This window comes from Fischerella sp. PCC 9605, assembly GCF_000517105.1.
Taxonomy (GTDB): domain Bacteria; phylum Cyanobacteriota; class Cyanobacteriia; order Cyanobacteriales; family Nostocaceae; genus PCC9605.
Genome location: NZ_KI912148.1, coordinates 1,788,726 through 1,811,421, shown reverse-complemented (window position 1 = coordinate 1,811,421; position 22,696 = coordinate 1,788,726). Strand labels below are relative to the sequence as shown.

At 42.3% G+C, this 22,696-nt stretch carries 22 protein-coding genes; 13 read left to right on the top strand and 9 right to left on the bottom strand.

Annotation, left to right across the window (positions count from 1 at the left end; genetic code table 11):
• Positions 1-12: 12 nt before the first annotated feature.
• The 8 genes from FIS9605_RS0110310 to FIS9605_RS36740 all read left to right on the top strand — a co-directional run bounded on the left by FIS9605_RS0110310 (position 13) and on the right by FIS9605_RS36740 (position 6,155).
• Complete coding sequence (locus FIS9605_RS0110310; protein WP_026732523.1) at positions 13-963, top strand: DNA-directed RNA polymerase subunit alpha; 951 nt, start codon at positions 13-15, stop codon at positions 961-963.
• Positions 964-1,036: 73 nt separating this feature from the next.
• Entirely contained in the window at positions 1,037-1,387 is a 351-nt protein-coding gene (gene rplQ / locus FIS9605_RS0110305; protein WP_026732522.1) for a 50S ribosomal protein L17, read from the top strand.
• Between the two features lie 140 nt (positions 1,388-1,527).
• Complete coding sequence (gene truA / locus FIS9605_RS0110300) at positions 1,528-2,391, top strand: tRNA pseudouridine(38-40) synthase TruA (protein ID WP_026732521.1); 864 nt, start codon at positions 1,528-1,530, stop codon at positions 2,389-2,391.
• A 94-nt stretch (positions 2,392-2,485) separates the two neighbouring features.
• A complete protein-coding gene (gene rplM / locus FIS9605_RS0110290) occupies positions 2,486-2,947 on the top strand; it encodes a 50S ribosomal protein L13 (RefSeq protein ID WP_026732520.1) in 462 nt (153 codons plus the stop codon).
• Entirely contained in the window at positions 2,947-3,363 is a 417-nt protein-coding gene (gene rpsI / locus FIS9605_RS0110285; protein WP_026732519.1) for a 30S ribosomal protein S9, read from the top strand. Before rplM ends, rpsI begins: the two co-directional genes overlap by 1 nt.
• A gap of 195 nt (positions 3,364-3,558) precedes the next feature.
• Positions 3,559-3,795, top strand: a complete 237-nt coding sequence (gene rpmE / locus FIS9605_RS0110280) for a 50S ribosomal protein L31 (protein ID WP_026732518.1) — start codon at positions 3,559-3,561, stop codon at positions 3,793-3,795.
• Positions 3,796-3,896: 101 nt separating this feature from the next.
• On the top strand, positions 3,897-4,997 hold the full coding sequence (gene prfA, locus FIS9605_RS0110275; RefSeq protein WP_026732517.1) for a peptide chain release factor 1: 1,101 nt from the start codon (positions 3,897-3,899) through the stop codon (positions 4,995-4,997).
• A gap of 231 nt (positions 4,998-5,228) precedes the next feature.
• Positions 5,229-6,155: a class I SAM-dependent methyltransferase gene (locus tag FIS9605_RS36740; RefSeq protein WP_051469969.1), complete on the top strand. Its 927-nt coding sequence runs from the start codon at positions 5,229-5,231 to the stop codon at positions 6,153-6,155.
• A gap of 261 nt (positions 6,156-6,416) precedes the next feature.
• On the opposite strand, the gene FIS9605_RS0110265 is transcribed toward FIS9605_RS36740, so the two are convergent.
• From FIS9605_RS0110265 to FIS9605_RS0110250, 4 genes are all read right to left on the bottom strand, one after another.
• Complete coding sequence (locus FIS9605_RS0110265; RefSeq protein WP_231510287.1) at positions 6,417-7,289, bottom strand: class I SAM-dependent methyltransferase; 873 nt, start codon at positions 7,287-7,289, stop codon at positions 6,417-6,419.
• A gap of 25 nt (positions 7,290-7,314) precedes the next feature.
• Complete coding sequence (locus FIS9605_RS40430; RefSeq protein WP_035139517.1) at positions 7,315-7,476, bottom strand: YqaE/Pmp3 family membrane protein; 162 nt, start codon at positions 7,474-7,476, stop codon at positions 7,315-7,317.
• Between the two features lie 103 nt (positions 7,477-7,579).
• Entirely contained in the window at positions 7,580-7,927 is a 348-nt protein-coding gene (locus FIS9605_RS0110255; protein ID WP_026732515.1) for a translation initiation factor, read from the bottom strand.
• A gap of 128 nt (positions 7,928-8,055) precedes the next feature.
• Entirely contained in the window at positions 8,056-8,265 is a 210-nt protein-coding gene (locus tag FIS9605_RS0110250; RefSeq protein ID WP_026732514.1) for a hypothetical protein, read from the bottom strand.
• A gap of 161 nt (positions 8,266-8,426) precedes the next feature.
• Between FIS9605_RS0110250 and FIS9605_RS0110245 the strand changes: the two genes are divergently transcribed.
• From FIS9605_RS0110245 to FIS9605_RS36730, 4 genes are all read left to right on the top strand, one after another.
• Positions 8,427-8,645: a helix-turn-helix domain-containing protein gene (locus tag FIS9605_RS0110245; RefSeq protein ID WP_026732513.1), complete on the top strand. Its 219-nt coding sequence runs from the start codon at positions 8,427-8,429 to the stop codon at positions 8,643-8,645.
• 166 nt (positions 8,646-8,811) lie between these two features.
• On the top strand, positions 8,812-10,050 hold the full coding sequence (trpB, locus tag FIS9605_RS0110240; RefSeq protein WP_026732512.1) for a tryptophan synthase subunit beta: 1,239 nt from the start codon (positions 8,812-8,814) through the stop codon (positions 10,048-10,050).
• Between the two features lie 406 nt (positions 10,051-10,456).
• Entirely contained in the window at positions 10,457-10,969 is a 513-nt protein-coding gene (locus FIS9605_RS0110230) for a DUF3598 family protein (protein ID WP_051469968.1), read from the top strand.
• An 879-nt stretch (positions 10,970-11,848) separates the two neighbouring features.
• On the top strand, positions 11,849-12,565 hold the full coding sequence (locus FIS9605_RS36730) for a hypothetical protein (RefSeq protein WP_051469967.1): 717 nt from the start codon (positions 11,849-11,851) through the stop codon (positions 12,563-12,565).
• Between the two features lie 168 nt (positions 12,566-12,733).
• On the opposite strand, the gene FIS9605_RS0110220 is transcribed toward FIS9605_RS36730, so the two are convergent.
• Entirely contained in the window at positions 12,734-14,248 is a 1,515-nt protein-coding gene (locus FIS9605_RS0110220) for a hypothetical protein (RefSeq protein ID WP_026732509.1), read from the bottom strand.
• A 161-nt stretch (positions 14,249-14,409) separates the two neighbouring features.
• Between FIS9605_RS0110220 and FIS9605_RS0110215 the strand changes: the two genes are divergently transcribed.
• Positions 14,410-15,600 carry a histidine kinase gene (locus tag FIS9605_RS0110215; protein WP_026732508.1) on the top strand — a complete coding sequence of 397 codons (1,191 nt, stop codon included), beginning with the start codon at positions 14,410-14,412 and terminating at the stop codon, positions 15,598-15,600.
• Between the two features lie 83 nt (positions 15,601-15,683).
• Here FIS9605_RS0110215 and mutT read toward each other — a convergent pair whose 3' ends face one another.
• From mutT to carB, 4 genes are all read right to left on the bottom strand, one after another.
• A complete protein-coding gene (gene mutT, locus FIS9605_RS0110210; protein WP_026732507.1) occupies positions 15,684-16,109 on the bottom strand; it encodes an 8-oxo-dGTP diphosphatase MutT in 426 nt (141 codons plus the stop codon).
• Between the two features lie 536 nt (positions 16,110-16,645).
• Entirely contained in the window at positions 16,646-16,990 is a 345-nt protein-coding gene (locus tag FIS9605_RS0110205) for a DUF760 domain-containing protein (RefSeq protein WP_026732506.1), read from the bottom strand.
• Between the two features lie 264 nt (positions 16,991-17,254).
• On the bottom strand, positions 17,255-18,211 hold the full coding sequence (locus FIS9605_RS0110200; protein ID WP_026732505.1) for an RNA polymerase sigma factor, RpoD/SigA family: 957 nt from the start codon (positions 18,209-18,211) through the stop codon (positions 17,255-17,257).
• A 558-nt stretch (positions 18,212-18,769) separates the two neighbouring features.
• Entirely contained in the window at positions 18,770-22,084 is a 3,315-nt protein-coding gene (gene carB / locus FIS9605_RS0110195) for a carbamoyl-phosphate synthase large subunit (RefSeq protein WP_026732504.1), read from the bottom strand.
• Between the last annotated feature and the right edge of the window lie 612 nt (positions 22,085-22,696).

Genomic DNA, 22,696 nt, shown 5'->3' with positions numbered 1-22,696 from the left:
GGAGGCTACTCCGTGGCGCAGTTTCAAATTGAATGTGTAGAGTCTAGTACAGAGGAAAGTCGGAGCCACTACAGTAAATTTATCCTAGAACCTCTGGAGCGGGGTCAAGGAATTACCGTTGGCAACGCCCTGAGACGGGTATTGCTGTCAAATCTAGAGGGTACGGCAGTTACAGCAGTACGGATTGCGGGGGTGACACACGAGTTTGCCACCGTTCCGGGCGTGAGAGAGGATGTGCTAGAAATCCTGATGAGAATGAAGGAAGTCATCCTCAAAAGCTATTCAACTCAACCCCAGATTGGTCGCCTACTCGTTACAGGCCCATCCACAGTCACATCAGCACACTTTGACTTGCCTAGTGAAGTAGAAGTCGTCGATCCGACCCAATATATAGCAACCCTGGCTGAAGGGGGAAAGCTAGAAATGGAATTTCGGATTGAAAAAGGCAAAGGGTATCGCACTGTAGAACGTGGCCGCGAGGAAGCCACATCATTAGACTTTCTCCAAATCGACTCGGTGTTTATGCCAGTTAGAAAAGTCAACTACAGCGTTGAAGAAACCCGTGGTGATAATGGGATGCCCAGAGACCGACTGCTGTTAGAAGTTTGGACGAATGGCAGTCTTAGCCCCCAAGAAGCCCTCTCCTCGGCAGCAGGAATCTTGGTAGAGTTATTCAACCCTCTGAAAGATATTGATATTAGACAAACAGAAACAGACTCTGTAGATGAGCTAGATCCAACCGCTCAGATTCCCATCGAAGAGTTGCAGCTTTCTGTGCGAGCTTATAACTGTCTGAAGCGGGCACAAGTTAACTCTGTGGCAGACTTGTTGGATTATACACAAGAAGACCTGTTAGAAATTAAAAACTTTGGTCAGAAGTCGGCTGAAGAAGTAGTTGAAGCTTTACAGCGACGCCTAGGGATTACCCTACCAACCGAAAGGTCTCCTAAACATGGTGGTTAATAGTTAATAGCAATTAACTATTAACTATTAGCAGCCATATTAAGTAAGCGTTATCATTCATGGTTGATTAATTATGCGTCATCGTTGTCGAGTCAAAAAACTCAGCAAACCAGCTGACCAGCGTCGCGCTCTTTTGCGATCGCTAACTACCGAGCTGATTCGTCATGGTCGAATTACTACTACTTTACAACGAGCTAAGGTAGTTAGAGCCGAAGTGGACAAAATGATTACCCTAGCCAAAGACGGATCGCTTGCAGCACGCCGTCAAGCCCTTGGCTACATCTATGACAAAGACCTTGTTCAGGCTCTATTTGAACAAGCTCCCAATCGTTATGGGAATCGTCAGGGCGGATATACCCGTATCCTGCACACCGTACCTCGTCGCGGTGACAACGCTGAGATGGCAATCATTGAACTGGTTTAAGTTATCAGTCATTAGTCATTGGTCAAATTTTGTTCTTTGTTGATAGATGGTTGTTGATTGGAAGAAACACCAAACAACAAACAACAAACAACCAACAACAAGCAAATGACAAATGACAAAGGACAAATAACAAAATTCCTATGTTAGAGAGCCACCAGCCTACACCAAAAGAGCGAGTCGCCCTGGTAATTCAATACCTGGGCACTCATTTTCATGGCTGGCAACGGCAACCGCAACACCGTAGCGTGCAGGAAGAGATAGAAAAAGCTATTACTCATGTAATGGGTCATCCTGTGACATTACACGGTGCGGGACGTACCGATAGTGGAGTTCACGCTGCCGCTCAAGTAGCCCATTTTGATGCTACTGGTAAGATTCCCGCTCACAAGTGGGCAACAATTCTCAATAGCTACCTGCCAACAGATATATTGATTCGGGCTTCAGCAGGTGTAAGTCCAGATTGGCACGCTCGTTTTAGTGCAGCGTATCGACGGTATCGCTACACCATAGACACTGCAAAACAGCCGAACTTGTTCACCAGAGCCTTCAGTTGGCATTATTATCATGCACCTCTGGATGAATCTTTAATCCAGGCAGCACTGAAACCTCTGATTGGACACCATCATTTAGCGGCGTTTCACCGCGCCAACTCAGGGCGCAAGCATTCCTGGGTAGAGATACAAGCAGCAGAGTGTTACCGCAACGGTTCATTTATCCATATTGAAATTCAGGCAAATGGATTTTTATATGGCATGGTACGACTATTAGTAGGAATGTTAGTGCAGGTAGGTACAAAAGAGCGATCGCTCACTGACTTCACCGACCTCTGGAAAGACGAACGCCGGGAAGAGGTGAAATATGCTGCACCTGCCCACGGCTTGTGCTTGTTGCGAGTCGGCTATCCAGATTTTCCTTTTCCCAAAGAGATCTGGTTTGACACTCAGCCACTGTTTGTCATTGGTCAAGAGGAGGCAGCGCGCTCCAACAGGGGGTTCCCCCCATGAGCGACTGCCGTTCATTAGTCAATAGTCAATGGTTGGGTATTGGTGGTCTTCCCAAACAACAAACAACAAACAACTAGCAACTATCAAATAACAAATGACACTCAATAAAACATACCTTCCTCCAATTACTTCCCTAACGCAGGAGTGGTACGTAGTAGATGCCACCGATAAACGTCTCGGTCGCCTAGCTAGCGAAATCGCGATGGTTCTGCGAGGTAAAAATAAACCTGAATATACACCCCACATGGATACAGGCGACTTCGTCATTGTAATCAATGCTGAAAAAGTCGCCGTCACCGGGAAAAAGCGCACCCAAAAGGTTTACCGTCGTCACTCCGGTCGTCCTGGCGGGATGAAGACAGAAACTTTTGCTAAGCTACAAGGGCGTTTACCAGAACGGATTATCGAACATGCCGTTAAAGGTATGCTACCCAAAAATAGCTTGGGACGGCAGTTGTTCACCAAGCTGAAAGTCTATGCTGGCCCCACTCATCCCCATGCAGCCCAAAAACCCAAAGAATTAAAAATTAATACTATTCCAGGAGAACAAGATTAATGCAAGCAACAGATAACACTAGCGGCCGTGCAATGTACTGGGGTACTGGTCGTCGTAAATCCGCAGTGGCACGAGTACGCCTAGTTCCAGGTAGCGGACAGTTGATTGTCAATGGCAAACCCGGAGACTTGTATTTCCAATTCAATCCTAATTACCTGGGTGCACTGAAAGCACCTCTAGAAACATTGGGACTGGAAAACGAATACGATATTTTGGTGAAAGCCGAAGGTGGCGGCTTGACCGGACAATCAAGCGCAATTCGACTAGGAGTAGCTCGCGCTCTTTGCCAACTCGACCCAGATAACCGTTCTCCTCTGAAAACCGAAGGCTATCTTACCCGCGACCCCCGAGCAAAAGAACGGAAAAAGTACGGTTTGCACAAAGCTCGCAAAGCACCCCAGTACTCCAAAAGATAAGGGATTGGGGATTGGGGAGCCAGTGCGTTGCGGGGGTTTCCCCCGTTGTAGCACCTGGCGTCATTGGGCATTGGGAGAAGATTCTTCTCATCTCCTAATACCTAGTCCCTAGTAACCAGTCATCACTTACCAGTCCCTAATCCTAAATTAAGCACCAAAGTTATAATTTTTATAGATTCAACGACGAAAAGAACAATGGCTAAACCTGGAATTCATCCCGAGTGGTATCCAGAAGCTAAAGTTTACTGCAATGGTCAAGTTGTCATGACCGTCGGCTCCACAAAGCCAGAATTGCATGTAGATGTTTGGTCTGGAAACCATCCTTTTTACACCGGAACTCAGAAGATTATTGACACTGAAGGTCGCGTTGAGCGCTTCCTTCGCAAGTACGGTATGAAAGGCGATCAAGCTGGCGGCAAAAAGAAAAAGTAGCGGGTTGGCTCTGCTGTTAACGACGACCCTGCAACCGCTGGGTCGCTTGTTGTTTTATTTTGCCGAGCCAACTTGTTATTTTAAGGAGCGATCGCACTCTCATGGCTGAACAATATTTACTGGAGAAACTCAAATCTGTTGAACAAACTTTTAATGAATTGACCCGTCGCCTTGCCGATCCTGATACTGCCAAAAATCCGGATGAGTATCAAAAAGTGGCTAAGGCCCGGTCTGGGTTAGAAGAGGTAGTGACTACCTATGAAACTTGGAAAACAGCCCAAGACGAATTAGTAGGGGCACGTCAAATCTTGAAAGAATCTCAGGGCGATCCAGAATTGCAAGAAATGGCAGCCCTGGAAGTTCAGGAATTAGAAGAAAAAATAGAATACCTAGAAAATCGCCTGAAAATATTATTACTACCCCGCGACCCCAATGATGATAAAAACATCATGCTAGAAATTCGTGCGGGTACTGGTGGTGATGAAGCTAGTATTTGGGCAGGTGACTTGTTGCGGATGTACTCTCGCTATGCTGACAGTCAGGGTTGGCGAGTGAAGCTAGTCAGTGAATCCTTAGCGGAAATGGGCGGCTTCAAAGAAGCAATTCTGGAAATTCAGGGAGACAACGTCTACAGCAAGTTGAAATTTGAAGCGGGAGTACATCGCGTGCAGCGCGTACCAGTCACAGAAGCTGGAGGAAGAGTTCATACTTCCACTGCAACCGTGGCGGTAATGCCAGAAGTCGATGATGTGGAAATTCACATCGATCCCAAAGATATAGAAATGACCACAGCGCGATCTGGTGGTGCGGGTGGACAAAACGTCAACAAGGTGGAAACTGCGGTAGACTTGTTCCACAAGCCAACGGGAATTCGGATTTTCTGTACTGAAGAACGCAGCCAGTTGCAAAACAAAGAACGGGCAATGCAGATCTTGCGGGCAAAACTGTATGAAATGAAGTTACGCGAACAGCAAGAAGCAGTAACTTCCATGCGGCGATCGCAGGTTGGTACAGGGTCACGTTCTGAGAAAATTCGCACCTATAATTATAAGGACAATCGCGTTACAGACCATCGTCTCGGTCAGAACTACTCCCTCGCCCCAGTTCTAGAAGGTGATTTAGAATCACTGATTCAGTCTTGTATCTCTCAAGACCAGCAAGAACGCTTGGCGGAACTTGCTGCTTCTGGTGCAGCTAATTAATAGAGGCTGTTAAAAATAATATTGTAGAAAACCGCTGTTTGTGCTGTTGCTTTTAACACACGTAAGCGGTTTTTTAATGTGTTGTTGCGTGCATTTTCTATTTCTACTGTTACTGAAGAATAGTAGCAAATATATACGAAATTTTAATGTGTTATTGCGTGCATTTTCCATTTCTACTGTTACTGTAGAATAATAGCAAATACATAGGAAAACTATTTTCTAAAGAGAAATATGGTAGTTTCAGAAAAAATTTACAAAGCTTTAAATGAAAAGAATGCAATACAAAGGTACTTAGCTAGAAAAATATTTACCTATCTTGAAAACATTGGTTGGCATCTTTTAGGAGACCATTTTTATGAACCAATACCAAACACTAAATATATACTTGAACAATACAAAGATGAACCACGTTCAAATTTAAACATTGATTTCAGATTTAATGAGTCTGAAAATCTAACTCTAAATATTTTAGATGAATGGGGGAAAAGTTTTTACGCAGTTTCTACCCAGTACGGCTATGAGGAAAAAAATTACTACTTTAGTGGTTTGGACAGTATTATTCTATACTGCTTTTTACGTCAAAATAAACCAAAACAGGTCATTGAAGTAGGACAAGGAGTGTCTACAAGAGTAATCATAGCCGCATTAGAGCAAAATTTTAAAGACAGTGGTGAGATTGCTAACTTTATTAGTATTGATCCTTATGCTCGTTTTTCAAATGAAGAAAAAGAAACACAAGTCAGGTGTAAAATTATTCGTGAACCTCTTCAAAGAGTTCCAACCAGTCTTTTCACTGAACTTGGAGAATCAGACTTTTTATTTATAGATTCAAGTCATGTCTATAAATTTGGTAGTGATGTTGAATACCAGTTTGAAAACATATATCCAAACCTTAACAAAGGTGTTTATATTCATATTCATGATATTTTTTCACCATATCATTATCCCCTTGACTGGTTTGTCAAACAAAAAAGATTCTGGAACGAACAGTATTATTTAGAAACAATGTTACGTTTAAATAAATTATTTAAAGTTATAATACCAGTAAATTATCTTTCGAGATGCTCAGAAAGTTTAAAGGTTAAATCTAATTTGATATGCAACTATGAAAATTTCAAATGCAAAGGGTCATCATTTTATATTCAAAAAATAATTTGAACTGTAGCTTTGCTAAGTTCAATAAATATAAAATTAGCCCGTTCAAGTGGGGAATGTTAGCGATCGCAATATTGGCATCAATTTTATTTTATAGGTATAGCAGGAAACATCAACTTTGGTGATATTTCTTCTGGTTGAGGATAAACAAGAATGCAAAAGCCCATTTCTCATCCCTACACGCAACGGAGTGGAGTGTAGGGTTTTCCCGTCAGGATTGATAAAAAAATGTGTACATAACGAACACATTTGGAATGCTCCCACTCACAGCTTTTGAGCAACAATTCCATACATTAAAGGCAAACTCGGCATATCTTCTGGTGGAAAAATCCGGCCGCCAGGCGCTTCACGCATCCGTTCAAATAGCTTGCAGCCATTGGCGTAAGGATACTCTTTCAAAATTTTCAGATTCAGTCCAGCTTGCAACAGCGCTGTGACTATCTCGCCGATACCCCATTGAAACTCATAGGTGTGGTAAGGATTGTGAAAATTCTCAATTCCCGTTTCATAACCCCAAGGAACCAACGCCCCACCAGAAGACGCCACGTAATCGCCGATACCATCTTCACAAGTTAGGGGCATACTCCCACTGAAGTAAGAAAATTTATGGCTCCAATCAGTATCAAACATCATAGCTACAGGGTGGAAGTCAACAACAACGAAACGTCCACCAGTTTTGAGAATATTTGAAATTCCCTTAGCCCAAAGCTTCAAATCAGATATCCAACAAACTGCCCCGTAAGAAGAAAATACAATATCAAATTGTTTTCTTGTTGTTGCTGTTTCCTCAAACCAATTGAAGATATCGGCGCGATCAAAGTTGGCTGAAATTCCTGATTCCTGTGAGAGTTTTTGAGCAAAGGCTATAGCCTCATCACTAATATCTACGCCAGTGACAATTGCACCCAGCCGCGCCAGCGATAGAGTATCTTGTCCAGCGTTGCATTGTAAGTGAACTAAGAACAAACCAGCAATATCTCCCAGCAGTTCAATCTCTTCTGGAAAAAGAGTGCTTCCTCCTTCCTGGAAAAACTTTGCTTGATCGCCTTTATGGCTATTGTGCGCCTTGGTTGCCTCATTCCAAGACAAACGGTTCTGTTCGTGAAGTTCGTTTCTCGAAGGTGTACCCGCCATCATCCCTGAGAATAAATTTTATTTATATCTATTTCCTCGCAATTATCCAAACGGCGTGAACAATGCCAAGAATGTAGAAACCAAAAATTGTCAAAAGCAGATTAATCCAAAAATCTTTACCGAAACCAACTTGCAAAAACACTCCCAGAGGTGGTAGGAAAATAGCGCAGATAATCCGAACTAAATCCATTGCTTTCTCCTGTGAATATAAAACTGAGCAGGATTTTTACCTCTCAAAGATAACATTTATGTCTGAGCGTGGCAGGTAAACTAAGTTCGGTTAACTCGACTAACTAGCCACCGCTGATTTTGGCTTTGTAACCCAGCTTGGTCACAATTTCGAGAATCTTCTGCTTGTGTTCGCCCTGAATTTCTATTTCATTGTCTTTAACTGTACCACCTGTACCGCATTGGGTTTTTAACTGCTTTAATAATGCTTGTAGGGTTTCTGGTTTGGCTTGAAATCCGCTAATCACAGTTACAGTTTTACCTTTGCGTCCGGCGCGGGTTGCTTGCACCCGCAAGTTTTGTTTTTCGGGTGGTAGTTCTTGAATTGGTCTTTCTATTGCTGCGGAGTTGTCTTGACCAAATTCACGCCAAGCTGAGCGATCGCTAGATGATTTATCCTTTCCAGAAGCCATATGTTTACTCGTTGTGAGTGCTGAGTTCTTTCTTGATTTAGCTTAAACCTAATATAAGTTTTACGTAGTTTCTTCACGCCAGTCGCTACAACGGGGGAAAACCCCCCGTCACGCGCTAGCTCAATTTTTTAACTTTTTGTGTAATTTTTCCAAACCTGGATGATTGCTTGAGCGTCTTTCCCAAAAAAAGCTTCCCTGTCGCCGTTACTCCAAGTGATGACGCAGGCGGTTTCCTCGTTAAACATGTTTAGATAAACTTTCCGAAACCGAATTTGTCGAGCGTAAGCTAAATTTATCCAACCTCGTGTGGGTGTTTGACAAAGGATAAGTTGTGGCATTATTAATTAAACCTCATTTTTTATGAAGGGTTGAAAAGGCGGTTTCGTTTCCTAGGCGGCACCGCCTTTTCTATGTTTTAATATTACTATGCTTATAGTCATTATGTAAATATAGTATTATTATAAATATTGCAATAATTTTGGAGTAGTACTATAAAAAAATGCCTATACAAAATCGAGTTAAAAGCTTCTTGGAAGCCAAAGGTCTATCTGTATACCAATTCATCAAAGATACTGGTATAGCTCCTGCTACTGGTTATAAACTTGCCAAAAAGTCTAACTACCTGCCTTCTATTCGTGTGTTAGAAGTTATTTGCGATACCTATAAGGTTCATCCTGGTGAAATCTTAGAATGGGTGGAGGAACAGAAAGATGTTTAACACTCACTCCACTTTGCTCCGTTAAGTCAATGGTCAAGAGGTATTACTTTTGACTTTTGACTCTTGACTCTTGACTCTTGACTTTTGACTCTTGACTTTTGACTTTTGACTCCCCTATGCGAATCTTTTCTATAATTATCTTCGTCCCGTAATTGCAAATCAGTCCGTGACCACTACTCCCATTTCCCCGAATTCCCAAAATACCCAACGCCCCGATCCAGAAGGACGCTTTGGCCGCTTTGGCGGTAAGTATGTTCCAGAAACATTGATGCCAGCCTTGGCAGAACTAGAAACAGCTTACCAGCAATACCGCAATCAACCAGCCTTTCAAGCCGAATTGCAACAATTGCTACGTGACTACGTAGGGCGTGCCACTCCCCTGTATTTTGCCGAACGCCTCACTACCTACTATGCCAGACCAGATGGTAGTGGAGCGCAAATTTACTTAAAACGTGAGGATTTAAATCACACAGGCGCTCACAAAATCAATAATGCGATCGCTCAAGTACTGTTGGCAAAGCGCATGGGCAAGCAGCGGATTATTGCCGAAACGGGTGCTGGGCAACATGGAGTCGCAACGGCTACAGTCTGCGCTCGGTTTGGCTTGGAATGCGTTATTTATATGGGCGTTCACGACATGGAACGCCAAGCATTGAATGTATTTAGAATGCGGTTGATGGGGGCAGAAGTTCGACCTGTGGCAGCAGGAACTGGTACGCTGAAAGATGCTACTTCTGAGGCAATTCGGGATTGGGTGACGAATGTAGAAACGACTCACTACATCTTGGGTTCGGTGGCAGGACCCCATCCTTACCCGATGATGGTACGGGATTTTCATGCAGTGATTGGGCAAGAAACCCGCGCCCAAGCGATGGAAAAATGGGGTGGCTTGCCTGATATTCTCATGGCTTGTGTGGGTGGTGGTTCCAATGCCATCGGACTGTTCCACGAGTTTGTGAATGAACCATCTGTGCGGTTAATTGGCGTAGAAGCCGCTGGGGAAGGTGTCAACACGGATAAACACGCCGCTACCTTGACAAAAGGACGGATTGGTGTATTACACGGAGCAATGAGTTACTTGCTGCAAAACGACGATGGGCAAGTAATTGAAGCCCATTCGATTAGTGCTGGGTTAGATTATCCGGGTGTGGGGCCAGAACACAGTTATTTGAAAGAATCTCAACGGGCTGAATATTACAGTGTGACTGATGCAGAAGCTTTGGCAGCATTCCAGAGACTTTCGCGCTTAGAGGGAATTATACCTGCACTGGAAACCGCTCATGCGATCGCCTACCTAGAAACCCTGTGTCCGCAACTTAGCGGTAGTCCTCGCATTGTAATTAACTGTTCCGGACGTGGTGATAAGGATGTGCAAACGGTAGCTAAGTTCTTAGCTCCTCAGTGATATTATGTCTGGTAAATTACTTATAAAACATTGATAGGTAATGGGGACTGGGTACTGGAAGGGACTGGGGAAGAACTATAACAAGCCTCTTTCCCAATCACCAATCACCAATCACCAGCCTAGGCGACAGTATAAGTATTCAAGCGGACAGGATATAAATCTATCTCTGGGTTCTGGTGACGCTAAAGAAGATAGTGTTACAGCTAGGAAAGCTGTGCTAGCGTTTGGGCAGCTGTCAAAATCAGAGGGAATAATACTTGCAGTAAAAATTCAGTGTTCCTAACCTACTGATTGACAGTCGCTTTATAACAATCAACTTTTTAGTATTGACTAATTCAAGTGTGTCAATGATAGCTGGCAAAGTTCATAAATCTTGCATAACATTATCTTCAGCAGAGGCGGCAGTATGACTCAACAAGAAACGAATGTGCCTGTCCGTGACACGGCTGCAACAGAAACTCAAGGTAAAGTTAATTTACAGGACTATAAAGTAATACCCAAACACGTCGGAAACTGGGAAGGAACCGTTAGATTTTTGGATGCGGATCTTCAACTAACCAAGAGCTACGACATCAAGCAAACATTCCAGGATGCGGGTGATAAGTGGATCATAACAAACACTTACTTGTACCCTGATGGTACGAGTTTCTCCCACAGCTTTGATGTGATTCCCATAGGTAATAGTGAAGTCAACGTTGAGCCACAGGACGGTTCTGCTTTCAGTGATAGCAAACTAACCGCTGTGGAACACGGTGATATTGTTGATTTCAAAGTGTTTAATACTGCAACTGGACTGCTCAGAGAAATTGAAACAATAGTTATACAGGGAGAAAATAAGCGCGTTCGGACAACACAATTTTTCACAGACAATGGTGATTTGAAAAGTTTGTTGGTAGTTGTCGAACATAGAGTTGATTAAAAAGTTTGGTCATGGACAAACAATTACTGGCTTTGCTGATTTCATGTAGAAAATGATTTTACGTTCTGCCAAGATCCTTGTAGAGACCGCAAATTTACGGTCTCTACATTTGGATTCATACTTTGATTCAGCAACGCCCTTAGTTTTGTTAATGAAATTGCCAGTATTCCAATATTTGCGATTTGCGATCGCCTGATGTAAAAGCCTTGATATGCCTTGCCCAAATTGCTTTTCCGTGGCAATACAATCAGGATCTCCTTCGCAAGCGGCTATGTCGTGTCAATTTTGTTGTGCGACAAAGATAGTTAAGTCTTTGGTGAATACATTTTGAGCTATCGTATTAAATTTTATTAACAAAATTACCGAAGAAAGGCAGAGGGCAGAAGGCAGAAGGCAGAAGGAAGAAAATATATATTTTGCCCTCTGCCACAGGGTTTAAAGCCCCTAAATTTATTTATGAAAAGGGTAAAAGGATTTTTTTCAAGACGCGAAGCGCGAGAAAAAAGGCGTCCTTGTTTGAAACCCCTAAAATTTATTTATGGGGTTTCCCTTCTGCCTTCTGCCTTCGTACTTCTGCCTTCTCATCAATCTTCCAACATCTGCGATCGCATCAAGGTCAAGATTACACGGATAGTAAATAATACTAGCTTCAGAAGATTTAATGGGTTTGTTTGACAAGTTGACCGTTAGGCTTGCGTTTTAATTATCCGAAGAAATCATTAATTTGCTGAGTTTGAGCTTAGCATAAACTTTACTTTTGTCTAATTTAGATTAAATTTTAGTTAATTGAATTAAGCATGGGTTAACTAAGGGTTAGTCATGGATTAATCTTGATTGACAATAACTTAAATTTACCTATTTCTACCAATAGATAAAAACATGAGTAGAAAAAATTACACGGAATTCCTAGAATCAAACACACAATTAGTTTGGTATGGTAGGTTCAAACAATTATTTGCAAGTTTATTTGCAGTATATGTACTGACTATTAGCGCTTTTATAGTTGTTGCAATTATTAGCAGGCTTAAAAAAATACCTATAGCGTATTTGACACGCGACCCAGCAGCAATTCTTGGGCAGCCATTCTACATTGGACTGCTATCAAATATAGGCATATTGCTTTGGTGTTCTTGTGCAGCTATCTGTATTTTTAGTTTTTTCGTATTAAAAAAAGATATTAAAAAAAAGGAATCAAAATTTTTACTCTTCTCTGGACTTCTTTCTTCTATTCTACTCATAGATGATTTATTGATGGTTCATGAAGATGTTTTTCCAAACTATTTACACATTTCTGAAAAGCTTTTTTTCTTGGGGTATGCAGTGATATTATCCTTATACTTGATAAATTTTGTCGAAACTATAGTAAAAACTGATTTCATTATTTTAATCTTGGCGTTTGCTTTTTTCGGTATGTCAATAGTTAGTGATACTCTGTTTAGCAATATTAACAATAACTATATGTTTTTATTTGAAGATGGAGCTAAACTGCTAGGAATCGTTACTTGGTTTATTTATTTTGCAAGAGTATGTATGAATAAAATCAAATATAACCAAAATGTTTCATCATTAGTAGTTTGCAAAACAAAACTAAGTTGAAATCTGAGGAAGGGTTATGGAAGTAACAGTATTGTTGTCCTTGGTTAGCGGTACATTTTTGCGTAAAAAGTAGTGATTTAAAACGCAGAGAGGCGCAGAGGTAAACGCAAAGGCTCGCAGAGTCTTGGTGCATTTCGTGCGCGAACTCATGTATATGAAATATAGGTGTCAGTATTTCACGTAGTTTTCTAAATCATCGATTGGCGGAGGATTAAATTGATTTAAAACTCGCCAGAGAACTGTGTAGCTACCATCACTACGGCGACGCACTGGTCGAAATGCCAGTATGATATCGCTGCTTTGCATTTGGAGTGATTCTTCTAGATTGAGGCGATCGCTACTGGAAATTGATTTACCACTTAAAATCATCTCTGGTATTTGGAACTGGAGCGATCGCACTAAATAGGTGTGGTTCAATACTGCTTTGGCATCTGTGAAAATCACTTGGTCTTGGTTCCAATTTTGGTCTTTGCCTGTGATGAAGCGCCGTCGCTCTACTTGCAAATCAGCCAATTTTCTGGGATGCTGGTAATTTAAGAAAAACTGTCGTGTTGGCAGCGAAACAGATCGCAGCTTGGCATCCAACTTTTCTAGGGGTATATTACCTAAGTCAATCATGAAGCTGTAATCCAATCCCTGCGGTAAAATTTGGAATTTATCACCCACGAGCTGAAGTGCTAAGCTGGGAGTAAAGCCTCCGTTTGTTTTACCCAAGGACGGAAAAGGATAGCGTTCGCTGACGCTTGGCTGTAAACGATTGCTAAGAGTATTCAGCTGACGATGGTAAGCTGAATCAGGCAAGACGCGGAAAATACCAGTGTTGGGCATCTCCAAAAACTTGGCATAAGTTTGCGGCTCTTGCGGATCGAGGTCATAAGTAAAGCGGTCAAGCTTGGTAGTAGTTTCCCAAGAATTTTGAAATTTTGTCCCCTCGGGAAATGCGGTTATTGCTTGTGCTAAAATTTGCTTTGCCACTTGTAAAGTAGCGAGCGTTTCTGGTGGTGGTGCGATCGCCGCTTGTATTGGCGGTACATACTCGGCTAGAAGTCTCTTCGCCGTTCCAGCAATGATTGGTGGTGGGGTTTTTGGGAAATCCGCTTCTTGAACAGCAAAAGGAGTAGCTGGTTTTGCGAGATTGGGATGCTGGATTGGCGCAATTGAAAGCACAGGATCTGACTGGCGTTCGCCACTAACTAGGGGTAACTCTCTCACTAACGCTAACTCACCGCGCCGAGACAAAAGCCGATCTAAAACTGGAGCAAGTTTAGATAACTCTTGACTAGAAGCATACAAAGAGCAGTAAATTTGTGCTTGTGGCTCTGTTAATTGATCGGACAGGAAGGAAATATTCACAGAAAATTTCCCTTCCAGATAGCACAAAGCTTTAGGGTTCGGGTAGTGGCGTTTGAGAAAACTTTCTGTTGCTACCTGGTGGACAGTTAATTGTCCTCTCACAGATCGCAGTTGATTGGCATCCGGTTGAGAAATTGCTTTTTCGATGCGAGCAATCAAATTCACTTGTTCTTGTACCATCCCAGTTGCAGTTGTATAAAAACTTTCATCTGGTCTTGACGAAAGATTTTGATTCAGCGAAGATCGCGACTTAGACTCAGCGCTAAAGCCTTGCCCAGAAACAGAAATGAGACAAAATGGGATGAAAAGACTGAAAAAAATATATCTCATCTAAAAAATCCTGTAGGGATGGGAGTATGAAAAATCTAAAATAGATATTAAATTGATATTAAATTGAAAAAAAAAGAACGACCATCCCATCGACAAGCGCCAGTTTATCTTACTTTTCGTCAAGTGTCGTCGGTTTGTTACCAGTGCTAAAACACGATTACATGCAAGCTTCCCAGGATCAGCCTATTTATTCTGAAGCTCCACTACAATTGTTACTTTTTGTTGATGGACGACCAAAGTCCCGACAGCAAGTGCAGCGAATACGTGCGTACTTAAAAGAATTGGAAGCTGACTACAAGTTTGAACTTCAAATTGTTGATGTTGGGCAACAACCCTATTTGGCAGAATATTTTAAACTGGTAGCAACACCAGCTTTAATCAAAATTCATCCGGAACCTAGACATGTTCTGGCAGGTAGTAATATAATTGCCCAACTAAAAAGTTGGTGGCCTCGCTGGCAAGCCACAGTAGATGCCTACGTAAAATTACAGAGTAACTTGCAAGAAAATATGGAAGATAATGGTCGCTCACCATCATCTCCTAAATCCTCTATTCGTTCGGTTGCTATTTCTGCGGAACTGCTGCGACTATCAGATGAAATTTTTCGCTTAAAACAGGAAAAAGAGCAACTCGAAGAACAGCTACAGTTTAAAGACAGGGTGATAGCTATGTTAGCCCATGACCTCCGCAATCCTTTGACTGCGGCCGCCATAGCAATGGACACTCTGCAATCTAACTACAACCCAGAAAAAGCTGGATTCGAGCGGTTAACACCAACGATGACAGCGCATTTATTTAAACAAGCCCGCAACCAAACTCGAATCATTGACCGTATGATTACTGACCTTTTACAGCTAGGTCGTAATAACGAGAGAGAATTTCCGATTCAACCGCAAAAAACAAATATAGGACAACTCTGCTTAGATACATTGGAGGAATTACGCGATCGCTACATTGAAAAATCTCTGAAGATACAAAAAGATATTCCCAAGGATTTACCTACTGTTTACGCCGATCCAGAACGTATCCGGCAAGTGTTAATTAACTTATTGGATAATGCGATTAAATATACACCGGAAGGCGGCACGATTAGCGTTGCTGGACTGCACCGCACTACGCAAAAAGTTCAATTCAGCATTGGCGATACAGGGCCTGGTATCCCAGAAGAAAACCGCGATCGCATTTTTGAAAACCACTTCCGCTTGGAACGGGACAAAGGTAAAGAAGGCTACGGTATTGGTCTGTGTTTGTGTCAACGCATCATCCGCGCTCACTATGGTCAAATTTGGGTAGATTCTTCCCCTAGTGGTGGAGCATGGTTTCACTTCACGCTGCCAGTTTATGTGAATTAGATAGTAGATAGTAGATAGTAGTTGGTAGTGAATATTTACTACTAACCACTAACCACTAACTACTAACCACTACCCACTACCCACTAACCACTAACCACTAACCACTCCCTTAATGCTGCGATAATTTGAGTGTTGGCTTCAGGGAAAGCAAAATACTCTAGTTCATCCAAACTTACCCAGCGCACTTCCTCGCATTCAATTGGTTGGGGAACTCCTTTAATCAAGTGGCAGTGATGTACTGTTAGAGTTACCCGGAGGTGAGTGTAAGTGTGGTCTATCGTAATTAGATGCTCACAGACTTTGATCGCTATTCCTAATTCTTCCTGAATTTCTCGCTGAATACAGTCTTCAACTGTTTCACCAGGCTCGATTTTACCTCCAGGAAATTCCCATAAACCCCCCATTACTCCTTCCTGGCGACGGCGATCGATTAAAATTTGCCTCTGGTCGTTCCAGATTACCGCAACACCAATAATTTTATGAGGTGGAACAGAAGTAGTTTCGTTCATGGTTAGTGGTTAGTGGTTAGTTGTTGTTAGTTGTTAGTTGTTAGTTGTTTGGAATAATAACCAACCAACAATCAACAACCAACTACCAACAACTGAATAAATGACAAAACTCGGCAAATTAATATCTACCGAGTTTGTATTTTATTACAATTTGCAAATTTATTTTATTTTCTTGGTATTCTTTTGTTTGGCGCTGACTGCATCAAGCGTATTTGATGTTCAGAATTTAAGATTAACAATAAGCTAAAGCACATTCAAGTTGCATATTATATTCTCTTGTGGGGTGGGCATCCTGCCCGCTCAAGTTATGCAAATTAGATGTGGAACAGCTTACTTGGTGAGCCAGCTTATTTTCATCTACAGGCTTTGTTGGAGTGCTTGATAAATCTTAACTTTCAGATTTATCAATGTTTTTCAACCAAAGATAAAGTAAGACCGTGAGAATTTCGCAGAGGGTAGTTTCGGATTTGTTTGACTGTGGCTGAGATGAAGCATGGACGTAAACACCTTGAATTTCCAATAGGCAACTTCAATTCCTACTCTGCTTCATTATTGTTGATTTCCATGCCTTGCAATGCCAATTCAAAACTCATTCTCTGCTCGGCGTTACGCAAAAAGTAACCACTAATCATGGCTGAGGCCAATAGACGACCAAGACTTTCCCGACTGGTAGTAATAGTAACACCATAGTGTTCGGAGGGCAAATTACCCAATAATCCTATAATATTGCGCTCCATTACCTGAAATACTTCAGGGGAATTGGGTTGGGATAATTGGCTCACAGTCTCTGGACTTAAGGATTTAACGTACTGCCACAATAAGTTACTAGTTTCTGACTCACTGTTAAAGAATTCTGAGACTCTATTGGATGGGTTACTCATATTTTTCCTCCTGTACTACCACAGCTGCGCTGAAAGTAAGTTAAATAGACTTGAATTAATAGTTGTCTTATAGTCTATTTGACTTGGCTTTAGCTGTTATGTGTTCCTGGAAACTAATCTAACAAGCAGATTGTCTGTTAGCAGTGGGCGTAACCGTACCAAAGAAAGCGGAAAGTCTCACCTCATTGAGTTATTGGTTAGTGGTTAGTGGTTAGTGGTGAAGAACCAACGACTAACTACTATCTACTAACTACTAACTATCAACTAACTTGCTAAATATTCATTAATGCCAACTTTTGATTTGCGGAGTTTGCTTAAGGCTTCCCGTTCAATTTGCCGCACTCGTTCACGGCTGATGTTCAGAATCTCGCCGATCTTAGCAAGAGTTAGTGCTTGTCCGTCATTTAAACCAAACCGCAAGGATATTACTTCCCGCTGCTGTGGTGTAAGTTCTGCCATGAGACGATCTAAGTCACTAGACAGGGAAGATTGGGCGACAAAATCTTCTGGACAAGCTCCTGGATCTTCTAACATTTCTCCAAGTTCGGTATCGTAGTTATCTCCCAGCCTTATATCTAGAGATAAGGGTACACGCGCTTTTTCTAAATACTCTCGCACTTGCTTGGGAGTTAATTCTAACTCTTGTGCTAACTCAGAAACAGAGGGAGCACGTCCTAATCTTTGGGATAAGTAGCGTTGTGCCTTTTTAATTTTATTCAGTTTCTCGGTAATGTGAATTGGTAGCCGAATGGTACGACCTTTCTCCGCGATCGCCCGAGTGATGGCTTGACGTATCCACCAATAGGCATAGGTAGAAAATCTATAGCCTTTAGTAGGGTCAAATTTCTCCACACCCCGCTGCATTCCAATGCTACCTTCTTGGATCAAGTCGAGTAGATCGACGTTGCGTTTGATATACTTTTTAGCAACAGAGACTACTAATCGCAAATTGGCTTCTACCATCTTGCGCTTTGCTATTTCAGCATCTGCGATCGCTTCGTTCAATTCTACTGGTTCTAGCTGCGTCGCCTTTGCCCATTCTTCTAGAGTTGGTTGACGTCCTAACTTGATGGTCAGAGATTCTCTCGCTTCGTGCAAGGCTGTTGCACGTTGTACCTGTTTGCCATAAAAAATCTCTTCCTCGTGTGTTAATAGCGGCACACGGCCGATTTCACGCAGGTAAGTCCGCACGAGGTCTGTAGCTGTCTGAGCGGTCTTCATGGCACTACTCTTTAGTAAATATGGGTTTGACAGTAGGGTAGTTAACTGATAGATGCCTTTTTTGGGTGCCTATATTGGTCAGACTGGGAACCCATGCTGTGATTTGCAACTCATACGCCCGATTTACTCGGCGACTGGTAATGTTCTGATTTAGTTCTTTACTGCTAGAAGATACAGTTACTTTTATATTCTGCACAAGTATCTACAGTTAGATAAAAGGTAGTTTGTAAAACATTTCTTTTTTTTGTGCTTTATTAAAAATTGTAACATTTATGATAAATTTTTGACTACAGGACAAACAAAGATTTTGTATTTTTCCTGTCTACTCCAGCTAGCTGTTTTTTTAAAACTGTATTTATAAGCGTATTCCATAACTCTAGCAAGGGCAAGAAAAATTTCTAATCTTTCTTAACAAAACTCAATGTTAACTATAAGAATTCTCCTATGAGAAGTGGGGAATGGGGCAAAGGGCAAAGGGCAATGGGAAAAGAGGAAAGGTGAAAGGTTAATAAATTCCTTTACCCTTTAACTTTTGCCCAATCCCCAATACCCAATCCCCTATGGAACCATGCAGTAATCTTGGATAACTTTGACATCCAAAGTTGTATTTTGGAGGGTACGGATTGCTGCGACGGTGGCTTTTGCCCCAGCAATGGTGGTAATGATGGGGATTTTGTAAGCCAAGGCTGTACGACGAATTAGTCTGGCGTCACTTTGGGCTTCTTCACCAGAGGGTGAGTTGATAATCAGTTGAATTTTGTGATTTTTAATGGCATCCAAGACGTGGGGGCGACCTTCATGAAGTTTAAGTACTAATTCTACTTCTAAGCCATTTTCTTGAAGGACGCGGCGCGTACCTTCAGTCGCCATCACAGCAAAGCCCATATCGATAAATTCTTTGACTACTGGTACTGCTGCTGCTTTGTCGCGACTATTCATTGACACAAACACTGTGCCACTTAAAGGCAAACGCTCGCCAGCACCTAATTCTGCCTTGGCAAAGGCGCGGCCAAAGTCGCTGTCTATGCCCATGACTTCGCCAGTAGAGCGCATTTCCGGGCCGAGGATTGTATCTGTACCAGGGAATTTATTAAATGGTAATACTGCCTCTTTGACGGCGATATGGGATGGTATAACTTCTTCGGTAAAGCCCAACTCCTCTAAGGTTTTGCCAGACATGATTAAAGATGCTAGTTTCGCCAGAGGTACGCCCGTAGCTTTAGAAACAAAGGGTACGGTGCGAGAGGCGCGGGGGTTGGCTTCTAAAATGTAAACTTGGGGAGAATAACTTTGAGAACCAACCACGGCAAACTGAATATTCATTAGTCCTACTACATTCAATGCCTTGGCCAGTTCCACCGTCCACCTGCGAATTTGATTGAGAACTACTGGTGGTAGGGAAATTGCAGGCAAAGAACAAGCAGAGTCTCCTGAATGTATGCCCGCTTGCTCAATGTGTTCCATGATGCCACCAATCACTACCTTGCCCGTATGGTCGGCGATCGCATCTACATCTACTTCGATCGCATTTTCCAAAAACTTATCTATTAAGATTGGATGCTCGGGTTCTACTTGGACAGCAAAGGTCATGTAGCGTTCTAATTCTGTATCGGAGTAGACAATTTCCATTGCCCTTCCTCCCAACACGTAACTAGGACGCACCACGACGGGATAACCAATCCGTTGGGCGACTATAAGCGCATCCTCATAAGTACGGGCAATACCATTTGGCGGTTGAGCAATATTTAACTCCTTGAGAATCTTCTCAAATCGCTCCCGGTCTTCGGCAATATCGATAGAGTCTGGAGAGGTTCCCCAGATATTGGTGGGGTGGTGGGGTGATGGGGTGATGGGGTGACTTTTCTCCCCATCTCCCAATCCCCCCATCTCCCCATCATGGGAAGCTAAGTATTTCTGCAATGGAACTGCCAACTTCAGCGGTGTTTGCCCACCAAACTGCACAATTATGCCTATAGGATTTTCCGCTTCAATAATGTTTAATACATCTTCTTTGGTTAACGGCTCAAAGTAGAGGCGATCGCTGGTGTCATAATCTGTTGATACAGTCTCGGGGTTGGAGTTGACCATGATTGTTTCATACCCTGCTGCTTTAAGAGCAAAGGCAGCGTGACAGCAACAATAGTCAAATTCAATTCCCTGACCGATGCGGTTTGGGCCGCCACCCAAAATCATCACTTTGGGTTTATCAGTTGCTAGTATCTCGGTTTCTTCTTCGTAGGCAGAGTAATAATAGGGAGTAAAGGCTTCAAATTCGGCTGCACAGGTATCCACAGTTTTGTAAACAGGGATAACGCCTAATTTTTTGCGGTATGCCCTGACTTCATCTTCAGTGGTTTTGGTGGCATAGGCAATTTGGCGATCGCTAAATCCTTGCCGCTTAACCTCATACATTTGCTCTTTTGTCAACTGCTGCAAGGGCGTCCGCTTCAGGAATTTCTCTAACTCCAGCAGTTCCTGCATTTTATCGAGGAACCAAGGGTCAATCCCGGTCAACTCGTAGATTTCCTCAATGCTTAACCCTAGCTGCATGGCATGACGCACAGCAAAAATGCGCTCAGGGTTTGGTGTCCGTAGTTGGGCGCGAATTTGTTCGCCACTAGGGAGTTTTTCTTTAATGTCGCATCCCCACCCAGCACGCCCTGTTTCTAGAGAACGCAGGGCTTTTTGGAAGGACTCGTTAAATGTCCGTCCCATTGCCATTGCTTCTCCTACCGATTTCATTTGGGTAGTTAGCACTGGTTCAGAACCGGGGAACTTTTCAAAGGCAAATCGAGGAACTTTGGTGACGACATAATCTATGGTCGGCTCAAAAGAGGCAGGAGTTTTCTTGGTGATGTCATTTTTAATTTCATCCAAGGTGTAGCCGACGGCTAGCTTAGCCGCCATTTTGGCGATCGGAAAACCCGTAGCTTTACTGGCTAAAGCCGAACTCCGAGAAACGCGGGGGTTCATTTCAATGACAATTACATCCCCATCGACGGGATTGACGGCAAACTGGATGTTAGAACCGCCAGTTTCTACACCAATCTCGCGGATAATTTTTATTGCCATGTCCCGCAGCCGCTGATATTCTTTATCGGTGAGGGTTTGGGCAGGAGCAACGGTAATAGAGTCGCCAGTGTGAATACCCATTGGGTCAATGTTTTCAATTGAACAGATAATCACAACGTTATCTGCCAAGTCGCGCATTACTTCTAGTTCGTATTCTTTCCAACCCAAAAGGGATTGGTCGATGAGAATTTGCGACACGGGAGAAGCATCTATACCTGCTTGTGCCATTTCCGCAAATTCTTCTTCGTTGTAAGCAATACCGCCGCCAGTACCACCTAAAGTAAAAGCTGGACGAATAATTAAAGGATAAGTACCAATGCGATGGGTGATCGCTTTTGCTTCTTCTAATGAAGAAGCTGTACCACTGGGACACACCTTCACCCCAATCTTTGCCATCGACTCGTTAAACAGTTTCCTGTCTTCGGCTTTTTCAATGGCTGGTAACTTAGCGCCTATTAACTCGACGCTGTACTTTTCTAACACTCCGCTTTTTGCCAAAGCGACGGCGATGTTAAGGGCGGTTTGTCCTCCCATTGTTGGTAATAGGGCGTCAGGTCGTTCTTTGATGATGACTTTTTCAACTAATTCCGGTGTTAGCGGTTCGATGTATGTGCGATCGGCTGTTTCTGGGTCGGTCATGATTGTAGCAGGGTTGGAATTGACCAGTACCACTTCATAGCCTTCTTCTCGCAGCGCTTTACAGGCTTGGGTTCCAGAATAGTCAAACTCACAAGCTTGTCCAATCACTATTGGGCCAGACCCTAATAGCAGAATCTTTTTAATATCGTCACGGCGGGGCATAGTCGTTGCTTTGGAGTATGAGAATACAAATCCTGATTATTTTAAGGGTCTTTACCCACTACTAATGCTGTTTGTTATCAACTTTTCTACATTTAATGACAGAGACCTGGTCAGGAAAAGGCACTCTTGTTGATTTTTCTAGTGTTCCAAGCATTTTATTCTGTAGTCTTCTCTAGCTTAGGCGATCGCACAAAGATAGGAAAATTTCATGGCTAAAAGCGTAATTAATTTACTGTTTCACTTTATTTTTTAGATTTTGAGTTCATTTTCTACTGCTTTTGTATGTCTAAATTGTGTGTAGTAGTCATGCTGTAATTTATCAGTTGTTTTAGATTAATTTGAGATTTATTAGTTATTGTTCTCAATAAAATAGCAATTGATTTTTATCTATATATAAATTAAGTTTTATAATTATAGACTCTTTTAGATATGAGTATTTACTCATAGTAAAGCAATAATAAAATTTTTGATTTTAATAGTGTGTATTTTTAGATACATAAATAAAAAAGGCAGAGAGATAAATGTGCTTATCTCTGCCTTTTTTTATAATTTATTCAGAACTAACACTTGCAACTTTTCCTTCAGTCTAGGAAAGACAGCTTAAGATAATTA